General features: G+C 45.1%; 15 protein-coding genes. 10 read left to right on the top strand and 5 right to left on the bottom strand.

Annotated elements, in window-relative coordinates:
• Window positions 1-59 precede the first annotated feature (59 nt).
• Window positions 60-2234, top strand: a complete 2175-nt coding sequence (uvrD, locus tag RH86_RS13770; protein ID WP_009386755.1) for a DNA helicase II — start codon at window positions 60-62, stop codon at window positions 2232-2234.
• Between the two features lie 886 nt (window positions 2235-3120).
• Here the strand turns inward: uvrD and RH86_RS13765 are convergent.
• From RH86_RS13765 to rarD, 3 genes are all read right to left on the bottom strand, one after another.
• Entirely contained in the window at window positions 3121-3774 is a 654-nt protein-coding gene (locus RH86_RS13765) for a LysE family translocator (protein WP_009386753.1), read from the bottom strand.
• A 71-nt stretch (window positions 3775-3845) separates the two neighbouring features.
• A complete protein-coding gene (locus RH86_RS13760; RefSeq protein ID WP_009386752.1) occupies window positions 3846-4643 on the bottom strand; it encodes an AraC family transcriptional regulator in 798 nt (265 codons plus the stop codon).
• Window positions 4644-4709: 66 nt separating this feature from the next.
• Complete coding sequence (rarD, locus tag RH86_RS13755) at window positions 4710-5624, bottom strand: EamA family transporter RarD (protein ID WP_009386751.1); 915 nt, start codon at window positions 5622-5624, stop codon at window positions 4710-4712.
• Window positions 5625-5769: 145 nt separating this feature from the next.
• On the opposite strand from rarD, the gene recQ reads away from it, so the two are divergent.
• The 3 genes from recQ (at window position 5770) to RH86_RS13740 (ending at window position 8827) form a co-directional block, all read left to right on the top strand.
• Window positions 5770-7608, top strand: a complete 1839-nt coding sequence (recQ, locus tag RH86_RS13750; RefSeq protein WP_009386750.1) for an ATP-dependent DNA helicase RecQ — start codon at window positions 5770-5772, stop codon at window positions 7606-7608.
• Window positions 7601-7942 (top strand): DUF3630 family protein, encoded by a 342-nt coding sequence (locus tag RH86_RS13745; RefSeq protein ID WP_009386749.1) that lies wholly within the window; start codon window positions 7601-7603, stop codon window positions 7940-7942. The genes recQ and RH86_RS13745 overlap by 8 nt, the downstream gene beginning before the upstream one ends.
• A gap of 204 nt (window positions 7943-8146) precedes the next feature.
• Window positions 8147-8827 carry a 7-cyano-7-deazaguanine/7-aminomethyl-7-deazaguanine transporter gene (locus tag RH86_RS13740; RefSeq protein WP_009386748.1) on the top strand — a complete coding sequence of 227 codons (681 nt, stop codon included), beginning with the start codon at window positions 8147-8149 and terminating at the stop codon, window positions 8825-8827.
• A gap of 99 nt (window positions 8828-8926) precedes the next feature.
• Here the strand turns inward: RH86_RS13740 and gppA are convergent, their stop codons facing one another.
• Both gppA and rhlB read right to left on the bottom strand, forming a co-directional pair.
• On the bottom strand, window positions 8927-10417 hold the full coding sequence (gene gppA / locus RH86_RS13735) for a guanosine-5'-triphosphate,3'-diphosphate diphosphatase (protein ID WP_009386747.1): 1491 nt from the start codon (window positions 10415-10417) through the stop codon (window positions 8927-8929).
• Between the two features lie 6 nt (window positions 10418-10423).
• Window positions 10424-11725 carry an ATP-dependent RNA helicase RhlB gene (gene rhlB / locus RH86_RS13730; RefSeq protein WP_005594562.1) on the bottom strand — a complete coding sequence of 434 codons (1302 nt, stop codon included), beginning with the start codon at window positions 11723-11725 and terminating at the stop codon, window positions 10424-10426.
• 111 nt (window positions 11726-11836) lie between these two features.
• On the opposite strand from rhlB, the gene trxA reads away from it, so the two are divergent.
• The 6 genes from trxA to fre all read left to right on the top strand — a co-directional run bounded on the left by trxA (window position 11837) and on the right by fre (window position 17659).
• Entirely contained in the window at window positions 11837-12163 is a 327-nt protein-coding gene (trxA, locus tag RH86_RS13725) for a thioredoxin TrxA (RefSeq protein WP_005594565.1), read from the top strand.
• Window positions 12164-12366: 203 nt separating this feature from the next.
• Window positions 12367-13626 carry a transcription termination factor Rho gene (rho, locus tag RH86_RS13720; protein WP_005594566.1) on the top strand — a complete coding sequence of 420 codons (1260 nt, stop codon included), beginning with the start codon at window positions 12367-12369 and terminating at the stop codon, window positions 13624-13626.
• A gap of 102 nt (window positions 13627-13728) precedes the next feature.
• Entirely contained in the window at window positions 13729-14727 is a 999-nt protein-coding gene (locus tag RH86_RS13715; RefSeq protein ID WP_009386746.1) for a hypothetical protein, read from the top strand.
• Between the two features lie 90 nt (window positions 14728-14817).
• Window positions 14818-16662 carry a 4-hydroxy-3-polyprenylbenzoate decarboxylase gene (gene ubiD / locus RH86_RS13710; protein WP_009386745.1) on the top strand — a complete coding sequence of 615 codons (1845 nt, stop codon included), beginning with the start codon at window positions 14818-14820 and terminating at the stop codon, window positions 16660-16662.
• Window positions 16662-16931: a 2Fe-2S iron-sulfur cluster-binding protein gene (locus RH86_RS13705; RefSeq protein WP_005594571.1), complete on the top strand. Its 270-nt coding sequence runs from the start codon at window positions 16662-16664 to the stop codon at window positions 16929-16931. Before ubiD ends, RH86_RS13705 begins: the two co-directional genes overlap by 1 nt.
• A gap of 14 nt (window positions 16932-16945) precedes the next feature.
• Window positions 16946-17659 (top strand): NAD(P)H-flavin reductase, encoded by a 714-nt coding sequence (fre, locus tag RH86_RS13700; protein ID WP_009386744.1) that lies wholly within the window; start codon window positions 16946-16948, stop codon window positions 17657-17659.
• The last annotated feature ends 298 nt before the right edge of the window (window positions 17660-17957 follow it).

Genomic DNA, 17957 nt, shown 5'->3' with positions numbered 1-17957 from the left:
ATCGCATAGCTGTTTAGGTTATAATCAACTTTTATGTATAAATAACCAGTAGCTTAGCCATGATGGATCCTTCTTTACTTCTCGACGGTCTGAACGATAAACAGCGTGAGGCTGTAGCCGCTCCAATCGAAAATCTACTTGTTTTGGCCGGCGCAGGCAGTGGTAAAACACGTGTGCTAGTGCACCGCATTGCTTGGTTGATGTCGGTTGAACAGGCATCGCCGTTTTCGATCATGTCAGTGACCTTTACCAATAAGGCGGCAGCAGAAATGCGTGGTCGTATTGAAGAGTTGATGATGGGCAGTTCATCTGGGATGTGGAATGGTACCTTCCATGGTATTTGTCATCGTATTCTGCGCGCGCATTATCTAGACGCTAAGTTACCGGAAGATTTCCAGATTATTGATTCTGATGATCAGCAGCGCTTACTCAAACGTTTGATTAAAGCGCAAAATTTAGATGAAAAGCAGTGGCCACCACGTCAGGTTTGCTGGTGGATTAATGGTAAAAAAGATGAAGGCTTACGTCCTAATCACATCGATGCCTACCATGATCCAATTACGAAAACCTACCTGCAATTGTACAGTGCCTATCAAGAAGCGTGTGATCGCGCTGGCTTAGTTGATTTTGCTGAAATCTTGCTAAGAGCACATGAGTTGCTGCGTGATAAAACCGCGATCCGTGAACATTATCAAGCGCGCTTTAAGCATATCTTGGTCGACGAATTTCAAGATACCAACAACATTCAATACGCTTGGCTGCGCATGATGGCTGGTCGAGATACTCACGTGATGATCGTTGGTGATGATGATCAGTCAATCTATGGTTGGCGTGGTGCTCAAATCGAGAATATTGAAAAATTCACCCTTGAATTTCCGAGCGTGAATACCATTCGTCTTGAACAAAATTATCGTTCAACCAAGACCATTCTTGAAGCCTCGAATACTCTAATCGCCAATAATACCGAGCGAATGGGTAAAGAGCTGTGGACCGACGGCAAAGTAGGTGAGCCTATTTCGGTTTATTCGGCGTACAACGAGCTGGATGAAGCGCGTTTTGCAGTGAGTAAAATTAAAGAGTGGCAAGAGAAAGGTGGCGTGTTGAACGACACTGCGATGCTTTATCGTAACAATGCCCAGTCTCGTGTATTGGAAGAAGCCTTGCTGCAAGCGGGCTTGCCTTATCGTATCTATGGCGGTATGCGATTCTTCGAACGTCAGGAAATTCGTGACGCATTAGGTTATCTACGTCTTATCAATAATCGTGATAACGACGCCGCTTTTGAACGTATTGTAAATACACCAACGCGCGGTCTTGGCGATAAAACCCTAGAGACGGTGCGCTTTGCTGCGCGCGATCGTGGTTGCACCCTGTGGGAATCATGTGTCGCGTTGATTGATGAGCAAGTGCTGACTGGCCGAGCGGCTGGCGCATTGAGTCGCTTTATCGAATTGATTAATGCGATGGAAGATGACACCCGAGAAATGTCATTGCATGAGCAAACTGACCATGTGGTGAAATACTCAGGCTTGTTCGCCATGTATGAGCAAGAAAAGGGTGAGAAGTCTAAAGCTCGTATCGAAAACTTGGAAGAATTGGTCACGGCAACCCGCCAGTTCGAAAAGCCAGAAGAAGCGGATGAAATGAGTGAGCTGACCGCTTTCTTAACGCATGCCGCATTGGAAGCGGGCGAAGGCCAAGCGGATGAGTTTGAAGATGCTGTACAGCTAATGACATTGCACAGTGCGAAAGGTTTGGAATTCCCGATGGTGTTTATGGTTGGGGTAGAGGAAGGGATGTTCCCAAGTCAAATGTCTGCAGAAGAAGCAGGGCGTTTGGAGGAAGAACGCCGTCTTTGTTATGTTGGCATGACGCGTGCGATGGAAAAGCTCTACATTACCTACGCGGAAATGCGTCGCTTGTATGGCCAAGATAAATACCACAAGCCGTCACGCTTTATTCGTGAGCTACCAGAATCTTGCCTAGATGAAGTGCGCATGAAAGCGCAAGTGAGTCGTCCTTCAGGTAGCGGTCGTTTCAGTCAAACAGTGGTAAAAGAGAGCTTCAATGAAACCGGTTTTACGCTTGGCTCTCGTGTTCTCCATCCTAAATTTGGTGAAGGTACCATCATTAACTTTGAAGGCAGTGGCCCACAGAGCCGCGTGCAAGTTGCTTTTAATGGTGAAGGCATCAAGTGGTTAGTGACCGCTTATGCTCGATTAGAAAAACTCTAATCAGCAAGTTTTATTGAATTCAAAGGCGCACTTCGGTGCGCCTTTTTAGTATTTGGCCTATGGGTGTCCAAAAGCTATTAAATCAGTTCTATTCTCAACATTGACTATGAGACTAGAGGAATTAAAGAGGGGTTTTCAAAGTAGTGGGAATGATAGCTAGGCGATAAATAAGTGAATCCACTGAGCATAGTGAGCGATGTTATGGGGTGAGTGAAAATTGGCAACAACGCAGCAGCAATAAATAAGCAGGTAAAAAAAGAAAAACCCCGAGGGGCTAGGCCCTTCGGGGTTATGGTCTTACTCGCAGCAATCCGGCTACTAAAAGTGCTCCATGCATCAAATCCATGATAGTGTGCTGTAGTCCTTCAGCGTATTCCTTTCGTCGCCATCCTAGCGGTGTCCTTGACCTTATCCTGGTCTACTAATCTTCCTGATTAGCTCTCATCACTTGATCCCTGAGCGGTGTCCATGACATCTTCCTGATGTTCAGTCCTTGCCTCGTCCAGAGGTGTCCATTTCCCATCCTTAGTAGCAACCATCCTAGTTACTATTGCGTCCGTTCAATGTCCAATTTGCTATCCGTGCCGATTATTCATCCTAAATAACCGAATCTTCTTCCTGAAGATGACCTAATCCGTGGCCTTTTCCTGTTCCGTGTCAGAATCCTTCCGACAGGGTTTATATTACGTCTTTCTCGATTTAGAACAATTGATGTAATCGATTTCTTTCTATGTGTAAATGGATTAAAAATAAAACAAGTCATTTATTATCAATGGCTTGCTATTTGTTTTTGGCTTTTTCTCTCTGCAGGTATATGCAATCTCCCAAGCTTGTTGTGAGAGATCTCTTACAAGGCTTGGGGGCGATCGATGATCTGGCAGTAACGTCACATAATCAACAGTGATGAAATGGTGTTCCATAATATCGTGACACCAATCAAACTGAACATCATGCCGCAGATACCATCAATGTATTTGCTCAACTGATGAAGCTTTTTCTGTAAACGCTGACTGGTCAATAGCCACGCCAACAAAGAGAACCACAATAGAGATAAACTCCAAAGGATTAACAGTGCCGCTCCTTTTCCACCAAGCGACATGGTGGCGGGAACAAGGCTCGACATTAAACTAACAAAAAACACTAATGCTTTGGGGTTGAGGATGTTCGTCATGAAGCCACGTGAAAAGGCCTGACGTTTATTACTGAGTAAATATTGCGATTTATTTTTTACGCCTGAGGCGTCACTTGATTGAAAAGCAGCGCGTAAAGCGCCTACGCCTAAATAAAGTAAGTAACTGCCACCCAATAATTGTAATGCGGCAAATAGTGCGGGATGTTGCTGTACTAAATAACTTACGCCAGTCAGGCTGAAAATCGAATGCAGTAAAATACCGCAAGATAAGCCTAAGGCAATGAATAACCCAGTTTGGCGTCCGTAACGCGAAGCGTTTTGTACCACTAAAGCGAAATCAGGGCCGGGGCTCATAAGGGCAACCCAGTGCACGGCTGCAAGGGTGGCAAGAATAGTCAGTTCATTCATAACAAGATTCTAGATAACGATAATGACCCTGATTATCCTTATTTGATGGGATGTCGGCTTGTAAATTTTGATCACTCACTGATCTGTGTTGGTGGAACACCGAAGTTGCTTTTGAAGGCTTTGCTGAAATGGGCTTGATCATAGAAGCCGACATGGTGGGCAACATAGGTGGCATTGTGCCCTTGTTGCAGTAATTTCATTGCTTGCTCCAAGCGTAGTCGACTGAGCCAAGCGTAAGGGGTGATGCCCATTTTTTGTTTGAAATGACGTTGAAACTGGGTCGGAGTGAGATGGCACAAATTGGCCAACTGCTCTAAACGGATAGGTTCATCGAGGTGGGCCAGGATAAATTCCTTGAGGGTGACGATAGATTGGCGACCTAACGGCGAGGCTTTTTCGGGTTGCCCATAGCCAAACTGAGTGAACAGTTGCTCTAGCCCCTCTAGTGGTAAGCAATCTTTCGCCAGTTGGCATTGACCGTTATCGCCGAGCAGTAAATGCAATTGATAGAGTTGCTGAAAGATGTCTGGGTTGGCAATGATGCTCTGACGAAAACTCAATATCTGCTCTGGCTGGGTATATTCAGCAAGCTGGGTCAGCCAGTTTGGATCAATCGCAAAGACTTTGGTTTGATAGCCACGCTCTAGCACCGAATTACCATCATGCAGTTCGTCAGGTGCCATAATCACTACATGCCCTTGTCCAACATGGTGATTTTTTCCTTGATGATGGAAACGTTGTTCACCTTGGGTTATCAGGCCAATGTGAAAATCGAGATGATAGTGACGTTGGAAAACAAACTGCCGATAACGCGCATCAATCAAATTGATCGATTCACTCACGGTGTTGCTGTATTTGACGCGATCCATAGAAAAAAAGCTTGGTGAAAGTTTCACCAAGCTTATCGAGCTTATTTTGGATTGTCTTGTATAAAATTAACGTTGCAGCGCTTTTTTATTTCGGCGGTTATTACGTAAACCATCAAAACTAAACACCAACAAGGCGCCCCAAATAAAGACAAAAGTGAGCGCTTTGTCGACACTAAAGGCTTCGCCATAAACCAATACCGCAAGTAAAAACATTAAGCTTGGGCCGATATATTGGAAAAAGCCGAGGGTGGATAGTTTTAAGCGTGTCGCCGCACCAGTAAAGCACAGTAGTGGTAGCGTCGTTATTATTCCCGCAGAAACCAATAATAGATTCAGAGTCATTGGATTAAGGCTAAAGTCTGAGGTGGCAGAGTCAGCAATCCACAATAGATAAATGGCTGCTGCAGGCAATAACACTAAGGTCTCAACAAACAACCCAGTTTGCGCACTAACACTGACTTTTTTACGCAGTAAGCCATAGAAGCCGAAGGAGCATGCCAGTCCAATCGCGACGATAGGCAGAGATCCAAAAGCCATGAGTTGCACCAGAACGCCACCAGTGGCGAGTGCCACCGCGAGCCATTGCAACTTCCTTAAACGTTCGCCCAAAAATAGCATGCCGAGTAAGACATTCACTAATGGGTTAATGAAGTAACCTAAACTGGCATCCAGCATATGATTACTGTTGACCGCCCAGATGAAAATCAGCCAATTCGACCCAATTAAGATAGAAGAAGTTAGTAGATAGGCCATCTTACGTTTATCGGCCATCACATCACGGACGCTGTGCCAGTGACGGCCAAAATGGAGCAGGGCAGCAAGTAAGAAAAAAGACCACACTACACGGTGGCTTAAGATTTCTAACGGGGCAACAGTGCTGAGTGATTTAAAGTAAATCGGTGCGATACCCCACATGGTGTAAGCGCCGAGAGCAAGCAGCACGCCTTGGCGCGACCGTTGTTGCAGTTCTTCTTCAGTCATACAAGATCACTAACTGTTTAAAAAGGAGGGGAATTGGTCAGTATAAAAGCGGCCTGATAAAACGCCTAACAATTTGCAGTTTTATTCACCAGCGTTCCCCACTACAATGTGCCACTTACCTCACACTGAGTAACTGAGATACTAGATGACCTCGACACTTTTAGCCCAACCTGACGATGAGATAACTGTCACCGCACAAAGCGTGCTGGAACAGGTGTTTGGTTATCAACAATTCCGTTCAGGACAAGAGCAAGTGATTGAGGCGGCAATTCAAGGCAAAGATAGCCTTGTGATCATGCCGACAGGCGGTGGTAAGTCACTGTGTTATCAAGTGCCAGCCTTGGTGCGAGAGGGCTTAACCTTGGTGATATCACCATTGATCTCTTTGATGAAAGACCAGGTTGATCAGTTAAAAGCGGATGGGGTTGCGGCTGAATGTATTAACTCGAGCATGCCGCGCGAAGAGCTGATTTCAGTCTACAACCGCATGAACTCTGGTGCTCTCAAGTTAGTCTATGTGTCACCAGAACGTGTACTGATGCGTGATTTCATTGAGCGTTTACAAGGCGTGTCGCTGAGCATGATTGCGGTCGATGAAGCGCACTGTATTTCGCAGTGGGGCCATGATTTTCGCCCGGAGTACGCTTCATTAGGTCAACTCAAACACTATTTTCCACATGTGCCGTTTATGGCTTTGACGGCCACGGCCGATGATGCCACTCGCAACGATATTGTGAGTCGCTTACAGTTGGTTGAGCCGCTTAATTACCTAGGCAGTTTTGACCGACCAAATATCCGCTACACCTTGTTGGAAAAACATAAGCCGGTTTCACAAATCATCCGTTATCTTGATACCCAGAAAGGGCATTGCGGTATTATCTATTGCGGTAGCCGTAAAAAAGTCGAAATGGTGACGGAGAAACTGTGTAACAACCATATTCGTGCCGCTAGTTATCATGCCGGTATGGATGCCGATGAGCGCGCTTACGTACAAGAAGCTTTTCAGCGTGATGATATTCAAATCGTGGTTGCCACTGTGGCTTTTGGTATGGGCATTAATAAACCCAACGTACGCTTTGTCGCGCATTTTGATATTCCACGTAATATAGAATCGTACTACCAAGAAACAGGCCGAGCAGGGCGCGATGGCCTGCCTGCCGAAGCGGTGATGCTTTACGACCCGGCTGATATCAGTTGGCTACGCCGCATGTTGGATGAAAAAGATGAAGGGCCACAAAAGCAGGTTGAAGCGCATAAGCTCAATGCCATGAGCGCCTTTGCGGAAGCGCAAACCTGTCGTCGCCAAGTGCTGCTCAATTATTTTGGCGAATATCGTGATAAGCCATGTGGTAACTGCGATATTTGTTTAGACCCACCAAAACATTTCGATGCCACTCAGGAAGCGCAAAAAGCATTGTCGTGCGTGTATCGCGTGAACCAAAGTTTCGGCATTGGCTATGTGGTTGAAGTGCTGCGTGGGATGCAAAATATCCGTATTCGCGAACAAGGGCACGATAAACTCTCGACCTATGGTCTTGGCCGCGATCATAGCCACGATTATTGGGTAAGTGTTTTCCGTCAGTTAATTCATAAAGGCTTGTTATTTCAAAATATCACCCGTAACTCAACCTTGCAGCTGACCGAAGAAGCACGGCCGTTGTTGCGTGGTGAGATGACGCTTGAGTTGGCGGTACCGCGTTTAGATACCGCAGCTCGCGCAGCGAAGTCAGACAAATTGACCAGCAAGAATTACGATAAGAAGCTGTTCGCTAAATTACGCAAACTACGTAAATCGATTGCTGATGAAGATGGTTTACCACCTTATGTTGTTTTCAGCGATGCCACCTTGATTGATATGGCGGAGATCTTGCCAACTTCTTATGGAGAGATGCTGGCGGTAAATGGTGTGGGTCAACGTAAGTTAGAGAAGTACGCGGATCCATTCCTCGATTTAATACAGGAACACATTACTCAGCATGGTTAATAAAATGGAATTTGGTTTGATTGAGTATCAAGCGGAGCAGGGAAGAATCATACTGAATACACCGGGGTTTGATTTTGACTCCTTCCCATACCTAGGCGAAAGACTGCTCGCCGCGTTGCCTGCCCGCGTGATTGAAAAACAGTGTGATGCGGATATTCATTCTTGGTTGATTGATTTTGAAGATTGCCAAATGTTTCTTAAAGCGGAGCACTACAGTGAAAGTGTTTGGTTTGAAAGTCTCTCGGGGAGCAACAGCCAAGCAGAGTTGGCTTACCTAGCAAGCTTATTCCAACAAGGTTTCAGTTTGCCTGACTCATCACCATTTTTGCGATAACAAATCCATCTTGCAGACAAAAATGGTTAATGTATAATCGCCCGCCTCTTGTTGTTTGGTGTTATAGCTCTAAACAATAAGAGCGAATAATCATTTATTTTTTAAACATTGTTGGTAAGTATTCGCTTGGTTACTCACGTTGAGATAACTCGGTGGATTCGATTTGGGTTCCCTCACCCCCAAACCAAACTAAAAAGGTATCGCATGAGTAACTTTACGTCTGCGCAACAGCGCAACGCCCTTCTATATTTAGCTTTATTCCACTTGATCATTATTGCCTCAAGCAATTACTTGGTTCAGTTGCCATTTACCATTTTTGGTTTCCACACCACGTGGGGCGCTTTCACTTTTCCTTTTATTTTCTTAGCAACTGATTTAACCGTTCGTATTTTTGGTGCACAAATGGCACGTAAGATCATCTTTTTGGTGATGTTACCGGCGCTCGTTGTCTCGTATTTACTGTCGGTGGTTTTCTTTGAAGGCCAGTATCAAGGCTTTAGTCATCTAGGTGAGTTCAATGTGTTTGTTGCTCGTATTGCGGTAGCAAGTTTTATGGCTTACTTACTTGGCCAAGTTTTGGATGTACAAGTCTTTAATCGTTTACGCCAAATGAAACAGTGGTGGATTGCTCCAACCTGTTCTACCTTGTTTGGTAATGCGATCGATACTTTGGCTTTCTTCTCAGTTGCATTCTATCAAAGCCCTGATCCTTTTATGGCTGAGCATTGGATGGAAATTGCTTTAGTCGATTACAGCTTTAAGTTAGTGATAAGTCTTGGTCTGTTTGTGCCAATGTATGGTGTGCTACTTAATTATCTAGTGAAAAAACTTACCTCCGTTAATCCCGAATTTCGATTGATGGGGTCGGAAGAAAAAGTTTCTTAGGTAATGCGATACCAATGAAAATAAAAAAGCCCGCATTGATTTGCGGGCTTTTTGCATCTTGGCTATAGCTTTTGGCTATTATGGTGGTTCGCGATGAACCTAACGGCTGATAATGCTAAGTGGCCAGCCAATATCACTTTGACGGTTTGCTTCAATCTCTAACTCACTCGCGGTGAGCGGATTGTTAGCTAGCCATTGTGCATCGACAAATAGAGAGAGCTTATCGCCTTCCGATTGCAACGTGACTTGCGGCTCTAGCTCTTGTTGGCGGCGGTGGGTTAGCAGAACCGATAAACGTAATAGTCGTAGAATTCGTTTAGCACTAGCACTTGAGATTGCGTGCTGCTCAGGCAGGGAATTTAATTGTTCTCGGTAACGGCGAACCAATTCTGCGAGCAGATGTTTTTGCGCACGAGTGTAGCCTGGCAAATCTAAGTTTTTCAGTAAATACGCGGCGTGTTCGCCACCTTTCTTAAAATCGATCGCTAAACCGATTTCATGCAGTTTTGCTGCCGTATCGAGCATGGCATTGGCTTGCGGTTCGACCAACCACTGCGTTTCGCACTGATTAAGTAAACGCTTGGCAAGGCAGGCAACTTGTTGACCGTATTGCTGATCAATTTGGTAACGACTTTGCACGCTGGCAATAGTGCGCACACGAATGTCATTTTGTTTTAACTCATCGACCATTTCATAAACCAAGCCTTCACGCAGTGCGCCGCCGGCCAAAGTCATCGATTCGATGTCGAGTAGTTCAAAAATCGCAATCAAAATAGAAAGGCCGCTTGGAAAGACCAAAGCGCGTTCGAGGGTCAGTCCCTCGATATCGAGCTCTTCTAAATGATCGGCAAGCATGGCTTGTTTTTGCAGGCGCTTTAGTTTGGCGTGAGTGATTACCTCATCCATTCCTTGCGCCAGCATGATCTCTTGTAACGCTTGCACAGTGCCAGAGGCACCCACACAAACGTCCCAACCAAGTTCAGTGTATTGCTGTAAAATAGGGTCTAAGGTTGCTTTTGCCGCATCAATTGCTTGATCGAAGTTACGGGTAGTGAGTTGACGATCTTTAAAGTGACGCTCTAGCCAAGTCACACAACCCATTTTTAGGCTGGTTAATGCTTTGGCTTCAAATCCCTCACCAATGATCAGTTCAGTACTCGCACCGCCGATATCCACCACTAAACGGCGGCCACTGCCACCGGATGTATGGGCGACACCTTTATAAATGGTAGCCGCTTCTTCTTCGCCACAAATGACGTCTATTTTATAGCCAAGAATCTGGTTGGCTTTCGCTAAGAAAACATCCACATTGGTTGCGGTGCGCAGTGTTGCGGTACCAACAATACGAATGTTTTCTTGTGGGATGTCTTGCAGTCGCTCTGCAAATAAACTCAAGCAGTCCCAACCTCTTTGCATGGCTTCTTGGCTTAACGTATTACTGTCGTTTAACCCTGCAGCAAGGCGAACCTTGCGCTTAATCTTAGCCATGGTCTGAACGCTGCCATCAATATGACGCACAACGAGCATATGAAAACTGTTCGACCCGAGGTCGATAGCGGCGTAAAGCGGCGATGGAACAACTTGGCTCATAGCGACTTAAGAATCCTTTTGTTGACGCGGTGGGCGTGAGCGATTTGGTTTGCGATTACCAGAACGAGAACCACCAGTGTTGGTGCGACGTTGTTGCTGGTTACGCGTGCGCAGACGGATCGGCGCTGGGAGATCTTGGATCAAAGCAGACGAATCGTATTCCGATACAGGAATCGTGTGCTCGATGTACTCTTCGATCGCTGGAAGATTGATTGCGTATTGTTCACAAGCAAATGTGATTGAGTGGCCACTTGCGCCAGCACGACCAGTACGACCGATGCGGTGTACGTAATCTTCACAATCGTCAGGTAGATCGTAGTTAAATACGTGTGTTACTTGTGGGATGTGTAGACCACGAGCAGCAACGTCGGTTGCGACTAGAATGTCAACTTCACCTCGAGTAAATTGCTCAAGGATACGCTCACGTTTTTTCTGTGGAACATCGCCTGTTAATAGACCAACACGGTGCTTATCTGCCGCTAGATGACCCCAAATTGAGTCACACATATGCTTGGTATTGGCAAACACGATCGCGCGATCTGGCCATTCTTCTTCAATAATCGTTTGAAGTAGCGCCATTTTATCTTCGTTAGAAGGATAGAACAGTTCTTCTTGGATACGGTGACCTGTTTTTTGCTCTGGTTCTACAACCACTGGTACAGGTTCATTCATGTGTTCGAAGGCTAATTCTTGCACGCGGTACGATAGCGTTGCTGAGAACATCATGTTCAAACGTTCTTTTGGCTCAGGCATACGACGGAACAAGAAACGAATGTCCTTGATAAAGCCAAGGTCAAACATGCGATCCGCTTCATCTAATACGACAACTTGAATGTGGTTTAGATTAAATACGCGTTGCTTGTAGAAATCGATGATGCGACCCGTCGTACCAATTAAGATATCTACGCCTTGCTCTAGTTTGGTCACCTGCTTTTCGTAGCTTTCGCCACCGTAAGCTAATGCCGCCTTGATGCCTGTGCTAGCAATCAACGGTTCAGCATCATTAAAGATCTGAATCGCCAACTCGCGAGTTGGAGCCATGATGATGGCACGTGGCTGATTAGGTTTGCGGCCTTCATGCTCAGGTGTCGTCAGTAGGTGGTTAAAAGTAGCAGTAAGGAACGCTAACGTCTTACCAGTACCCGTTTGGGCCTGGCCTGCAATATCACGGCCGGAGAGCAGGACCGGCAACGCCTGTGCTTGGATAGGGGTACAAAACTCGAACCCTTTTTGCTCCAAACCCTTGGTAACTTGGGGGTTAAGCCCCAAATCGGCGAACTTTTGCTCTGTGATGTGCGTCTTTTTCATCGCTATAGAATATCAGCTTAAGCTTGCAATACGAAAGTAAATACATTCCAATAGGGCATCTCAATACTGGTTATCATCCAACCAGTTCCGAAAAATACAGTGGAGTGGACGATGAGTGATAATATTTTGCAGCTAACTGATGAAGGTTTTGAAAACGACGTAATCAATGCTGCAGGCCCAGTTCTTGTTGATTTTTGGGCAGAATGGTGTGGTCCTTGTAAGATGATTGCCCCAATTCTTGACGAAATCTCAGAAGAGTACGCAGGCAAGCTCACTATCGGTAAACTAAATATCGATCAAAATGCTGGCACGCCACCAAAATTTGGTATTCGCGGTATTCCAACGTTACTACTCTTCAAAGATGGTAGCGTAGCAGCAACGAAAGTTGGCGCTCTGTCTAAAACTCAGTTGAAAGAGTTTTTGGACGCTAATCTGTAATACTCGCTGTTAAATAGAACCGTACATTTTTATCAATGTGCGGTTTTGTTTTTGAACGGCAACAAAAGATAGACTAGGCTAGTATTTAGTGCTAATTTATCGCACGTAAATTAAACAAGTATTCTCTTCTTGGTCGATCCAGAGACCGAATCCATCTTAACTACAAAACAGATCCTATTTTGACTAAACAAGCATCTACCACCATGAATCTAACAGAACTGAAGAACAGACCTGTTTCTGATCTTGTCAAACTTGGCGAAAGCTTGGGCCTTGAAAACCTTGCTCGTCTAAGAAAACAAGACATCATCTTTGCCATCCTAAAAGCGCATGCAAAAAGCGGTGAAGATATTTTTGGCGATGGGGTTCTGGAAATTCTACAAGACGGTTTTGGTTTCCTTCGTAGCGCAGACAGCTCTTACCTTGCTGGTCCTGACGATATCTACGTATCACCAAGTCAAATTCGTCGTTTCAACCTACGTACAGGTGATTCGATTGCCGGAAAAATTCGCCCACCAAAAGATGGCGAACGTTACTTTGCTCTACTTAAAGTAAATACGGTAAACCACGACAAGCCAGATAACGCACGTAACAAAATCCTGTTCGAAAACCTTACTCCTCTGCATGCCAATGAGCGCATGGTTATGGAACGTGGTAACGGCGCAACAGAAGATATTACGGCTCGTATCCTCGATTTGGCTTCACCAATTGGTAAAGGTCAACGTGGTTTGATTGTTGCTCCGCCAAAAGCGGGTAAAACAATGTTGCTGCAAAATATTGCACAAAGCATTGCTTACAATCACCCAGAATGTGAATTAATGGTACTTCTTATCGACGAACGTCCAGAAGAAGTAACTGAGATGCAACGTCTTGTAAAAGGCGAAGTGATTGCATCAACCTTCGATGAACCAGCGTCTCGTCACGTACAAGTGGCAGAAATGGTTATCGAAAAAGCAAAACGTCTTGTTGAACACAAGAAAGACGTGGTTATCTTGCTTGACTCGATTACTCGTCTAGCACGTGCTTACAACACCGTCGTTCCTTCATCAGGTAAAGTTCTAACGGGTGGTGTGGATGCAAACGCACTGCATCGTCCAAAGCGTTTCTTCGGTGCGGCACGTAACGTAGAAGAAGGCGGTAGCTTAACCATCATCGCAACGGCACTAGTTGATACTGGTTCTAAGATGGATGAAGTAATCTACGAAGAGTTTAAAGGTACAGGTAACATGGAACTGCACCTAAACCGTAAGATTGCTGAAAAGCGTGTATTCCCAGCGATTGATTTCAACCGTTCAGGTACTCGTCGTGAAGAGCTATTGACTAAGACTGACGAACTACAAAAAATGTGGATTCTGCGTAAGATTGTTCACCCAATGGGCGAAACAGATGCAATGGAATTCCTCATTGATAAACTTGCGATGACGAAGACCAACGATGAGTTCTTCGATGCGATGCGTCGCCAGTAATTTCGTTATTTAAAAAACGCCACCGTCATTACGGTGGCGTTTTTGTTTGCATTCTATTTAGGCAAAGAGCACAATGAATGCAAATGTTACAAGGAGGTTAACATGCAACAAGGAATGTTGTCGTCGCTTCTCCTATCCATATTATTGGCATTGGGTATGACCAATGCTGTTGCGACGGAAATGCCACCTGAAAAGGTAGAGCTCTGGCTACAGAGTGATCATATGCATGACAAAGTCGCTGAATTACTCTTGCATGTTGTTGAGGATGATCTCGACAGTCTTAATTTTTCCCTACAAAGATTAGCGTTTCCTCAACAAGAGGTAGCACGTTACCTATTGCTACAAAAACTCGAACAGCAAGAGTTTATCCTCACCCCTAAAATGGCTATTTTTGTTGAACAACAAAAAGTAATGGTGCCGACTTACCAAGTTCTCGAGCGGGGTGATGGTTACGAATTTAGTATCCCTGCATTTAACTTCCCAGCAATCGCGAGTCGATTACTTAAGCGTTGGCAGCAAGATCAATCCACCCTTGATTTTGTTATGCAAGCTGAACGAAAAGAGCTTGAACTGCGCCATTGGTTAACGGAAGGGTCGGATTACCAGCGTCAAACGCGAGAAAAACTTTTTGTTCGCGAGCTTGATAGCCTCTCTTTAGATGCGGTGGATTCTTTGGTGCAGCAATTAACTCAAGAAGTTGTCGTGAGTTGGTTGCCTTCATCGGAAGTTATGGTTCGCCTAGCTCAAGTGAGCGAAGATCCGCAGGTCTATAAATTGGTGTGGTTAATGAAAGTTGATCATCATAGCCAGAATGAATTAAGTCGGTTGGCTAAAGTAGGGGATACCTTTGCTCAGCAGCAGATCATGCAAGCGGCCAATAACCCCAATTTACGCCAGCAAGCGCTGACTGAACTGACACGAATCAAGCCGATGAGCCAAGAAGTTAAAGCGTTTTTAGTTACCAGAATGAGCAATAATGATGAGGTTTCTTTTGTTGCTGGCCAACTGGCTCAACAAGGTTATTCAACATGGTTATCTGAGCTGGTATCTAACGATAAAAAAGTGAAGCGTGGTGCGATTTTGAAGGTTCTTAGTCAATAGAGAGTCGTAATACCCATATATAAAACAGGGATCGGAGATCTCTGTTTGTTTGATATACTGCATGCAGTTTAACCAGCCATTAGAAGAACTATGAGTTTTAAGGACTTGCGCGAATTTGTTGACCAGCTTGAGAAGCTTGGAAAATTAAAACGCATTACTCACCCGATTGATCCCCATTATGAAATGACAGAAATCAGTGACCGCGTACTACGTGCCGGCGGGCCTGCTTTGTTGTTTGAAAATCCGATTGGTTACGATTATCCGGTACTCACCAACTTATTTGGCACACCAGAACGCGTTGCGATTGGGATGGGACGGTCTGAGGTGAAGGAGCTACGTGAAGTTGGCAAACTACTGGCGTACTTGAAAGAGCCAGAGCCACCGCGTGGTTTTAAAGATGCGCTTGATAAGCTGCCGGTCTTTAAACAAGTTCTTAATATGCCCGCTAGACGCTTACGTAAAGCACCTTGTCAGGAGATTGTTTGGCAAGGTGAAGAGATTGATCTTGATAAAATTCCGGTGATGAGTTGCTGGCAAGACGATGTTGCTCCTTTGCTTACGTGGGGTTTAACGATCACCAAAGGGCCGAATAAAAAGCGTCAGAATCTCGGTATTTATCGCCAGCAAAAAATTGGTAAAAACAAGATCATCATGCGTTGGCTTGCTCATCGTGGTGGTGCGTTAGATCTGCGTGATTGGATGGAAACAAATCCCGGAGAGCGATTCCCTGTCTCGGTGGCATTTGGTGCCGATCCTGCAACTATTCTTGGCGCGGTGACGCCTGTTCCAGATAGTTTATCGGAATACGCATTTGCGGGGCTGTTGCGTGGCAGCCGTACTGAAGTTGTAAAATCACTGAGTAATGACCTTGATGTCCCAGCCAGTGCTGAAATGGTGTTTGAAGGTTATATCGATCCACAAGAGTTTGCTGATGAAGGTCCGTATGGCGATCACACTGGCTACTACAACGAAAAAGAAAAACATCACGTCTTTACAATTACGCACATCACTATGCGTCAGCAACCTATTTACCACAGTACTTACACTGGTCGCCCGCCGGATGAGCCAGCGGTATTGGGGGTAGCATTAAATGAAGTCTTTGTTCCGATTTTGCAAAAGCAATTTCCCGAGATAGAAGATTTTTATTTACCACCTGAGGGCTGCTCATATCGTATGGCGATTGTGACGCTGAAGAAACAATACCCTGGACATGCTAAGCGCGTGATGATGGGAGTGTGGTCTTTCTTGCGTCAATTCATGTATACCAAATTTGTCATTGTGTGTGATGAGTCAGTTAATGCGCGCGATTGGGATGAAGTCGTACAAGCGATGACTAGCAACATGGATCCTGTGCGTGACACGTTGTTGATTGAGCATACGCCGATTGACTCGTTGGACTTTGCTTCACCAGTTGTTGGGCTTGGGTCAAAAATTGGTTGGGATGCGACGATAAAGTGGCAAGCCGAACTTGCCTCGAGTGTTGCTGAGTCAAAAGGTGAGTTATTCGATCCAGATGCGATTCTTGAACAGATAAAATTGGCGAACCCAATCATTCGTGACATCTATCTGCCTCAAGGTGCACGATGTGGGCAAATGGTATTGGTTTCGATTGATAAGCAAAATCCGGGTGAAGGACAACAGGTGATAGCTGCGATATGGTCGCATTTATCTTCGCTGGTCGATCCTAAGTTTATCGTAGTATGCGATGATGATGTGAACATTCGCGATTGGAATGATGTCATATGGGCTGTGACCACTCGGATGGATCCTGCGCGTGATAGTAGGCTTGATCGTGATGCTGATGTTGGGCGCATTGCTTTGGATGCTACCAATAAACTCGGTGATGAAGCTTCTCGTGAGTGGGGGATACCCATTAAGAAAGATCCACTGTTGGTCGACAAAATCGATGCAATATGGCATCAATTAGGACTGTAATGGGAAACACAGTTACATTATTACCTAGCCAAGTGACGTTTAAAGTCCCGGTCGGGCAAACGATATTGGAAGCCGCGCTCAACAATAATATTAGCTTTCCTCATCGTTGCCAGATTGGTGCATGCGCGATGTGCATGTGTAAAAAAGTATCGGGAGAGGTGCACTATGAACTGGAACCGATGCTCACCGAACAAGAACAACAGCAAGGGTGGATATTCTCATGCCTTGCGTATACAAAAAGTAATTTAGTCCTTACTTTTGAAGAGTAAGTAAGAGGAAGACCATGAGTATTCAATGCAAAGTAAAGTCGATAGAGTCACTCGCCGCTAATACCTATCGCATCCTGCTTCACCCTGAACAGCCAGTTGCTTTTAAAGCGGGCCAATACCTAATGGTCGTGATGGGCGATAAAGATAAGCGTCCATTCTCAATTGCGAGTAGCCCTTGTCGCTATGAAGGGGAACTTGAACTGCATATCGGTGCGGCGGAGCAAAATGCTTACGCGCATGAAGTAGTTGAAGCAATGAAAACAGCCTTGGCTGATGGCTCATCGATTACTGTTGATGCGCCTCATGGTGATGCATGGGTAAAAGAAGAGAGCGAACGTCCTTTATTATTGATTGCTGGTGGTACAGGCTTTAGTTACGTACGCTCGATTTTGGATCATTGTGTCGCCCAAAAGAAAGCTAATCCAATCTATCTATATTGGGGAGCGCGTGATAACAGCCAACTCTACGCTAAAGATGAACTGATCACTTTATCTGAGCAATACGCTAATGTGCACTTTATTCCGGTTGTTGAACAAGCGCCGAATGAGTGGGATGGCAAAGTGGGTAATGTACTAGAGGCGGTAAGCGAAGATTTTGATGTATTAGAAGATTTCGATATCTATATTGCAGGTCGCTTTGAAATGGCTGGTGCTGCACGTGAGCAATTTACGCAAAACAAGCAAGCGAGAAGCGACAGAATGTTTGCAGATGCTTACGCTTTTATCTAATAGCGCATCATGTCTCTGATGAAAAAGAGGGCTTTTAGCCCTCTTTTTTGCCTTATTGCTGCTAATTTCATCGGATAGTCACTTTTTCTGAATTAATTTGCAAAAAGGCTTGCCAATAAAATCCAGTTACCTATAATGCGCATCCACTGACAAAGCAGACGCCGCAAGGCTTCAGCGTTAGTCAGAGAGGTAAAAGCTTCTGAGAAAAGAAATTGAAAAAGTGTTTGACTCTTTCCGTTATCTCGTTAGAATTCACCTCCGCTTCGAGAGAAACTCTCGCAGCAAAGCTCTTTAACAA

The sequence above is a fragment of the Vibrio sp. N418 genome (assembly GCF_000222565.1).
GTDB lineage: Bacteria > Pseudomonadota > Gammaproteobacteria > Enterobacterales > Vibrionaceae > Vibrio > Vibrio scophthalmi.
This window is presented reverse-complemented; position numbering and strand designations above follow the sequence as displayed.

What these genes read in the sequence shown, in the direction of transcription:
- RH86_RS13705 (WP_005594571.1), top strand. Translation starts at nt 16,662, where the DNA reads ATGGGAAACACAGTTACATTATTACCTAGCCAAGTGACGTTTAAAGTC.
- RH86_RS13760 (WP_009386752.1), bottom strand. Translation starts at nt 4,643, where the DNA reads ATGGATCGCGTCAAATACAGCAACACCGTGAGTGAATCGATCAATTTG.
- fre (WP_009386744.1), top strand. Translation starts at nt 16,946, where the DNA reads ATGAGTATTCAATGCAAAGTAAAGTCGATAGAGTCACTCGCCGCTAAT.
- rhlB (WP_005594562.1), bottom strand. Translation starts at nt 11,725, where the DNA reads ATGAAAAAGACGCACATCACAGAGCAAAAGTTCGCCGATTTGGGGCTT.
- RH86_RS13740 (WP_009386748.1), top strand. Translation starts at nt 8,147, where the DNA reads ATGAGTAACTTTACGTCTGCGCAACAGCGCAACGCCCTTCTATATTTA.
- rarD (WP_009386751.1), bottom strand. Translation starts at nt 5,624, where the DNA reads ATGACTGAAGAAGAACTGCAACAACGGTCGCGCCAAGGCGTGCTGCTT.
- uvrD (WP_009386755.1), top strand. Translation starts at nt 60, where the DNA reads ATGATGGATCCTTCTTTACTTCTCGACGGTCTGAACGATAAACAGCGT.
- ubiD (WP_009386745.1), top strand. Translation starts at nt 14,818, where the DNA reads ATGAGTTTTAAGGACTTGCGCGAATTTGTTGACCAGCTTGAGAAGCTT.
- RH86_RS13715 (WP_009386746.1), top strand. Translation starts at nt 13,729, where the DNA reads ATGCAACAAGGAATGTTGTCGTCGCTTCTCCTATCCATATTATTGGCA.
- rho (WP_005594566.1), top strand. Translation starts at nt 12,367, where the DNA reads ATGAATCTAACAGAACTGAAGAACAGACCTGTTTCTGATCTTGTCAAA.
- RH86_RS13765 (WP_009386753.1), bottom strand. Translation starts at nt 3,774, where the DNA reads ATGAATGAACTGACTATTCTTGCCACCCTTGCAGCCGTGCACTGGGTT.
- trxA (WP_005594565.1), top strand. Translation starts at nt 11,837, where the DNA reads ATGAGTGATAATATTTTGCAGCTAACTGATGAAGGTTTTGAAAACGAC.
- RH86_RS13745 (WP_009386749.1), top strand. Translation starts at nt 7,601, where the DNA reads ATGGTTAATAAAATGGAATTTGGTTTGATTGAGTATCAAGCGGAGCAG.
- recQ (WP_009386750.1), top strand. Translation starts at nt 5,770, where the DNA reads ATGACCTCGACACTTTTAGCCCAACCTGACGATGAGATAACTGTCACC.
- gppA (WP_009386747.1), bottom strand. Translation starts at nt 10,417, where the DNA reads ATGAGCCAAGTTGTTCCATCGCCGCTTTACGCCGCTATCGACCTCGGG.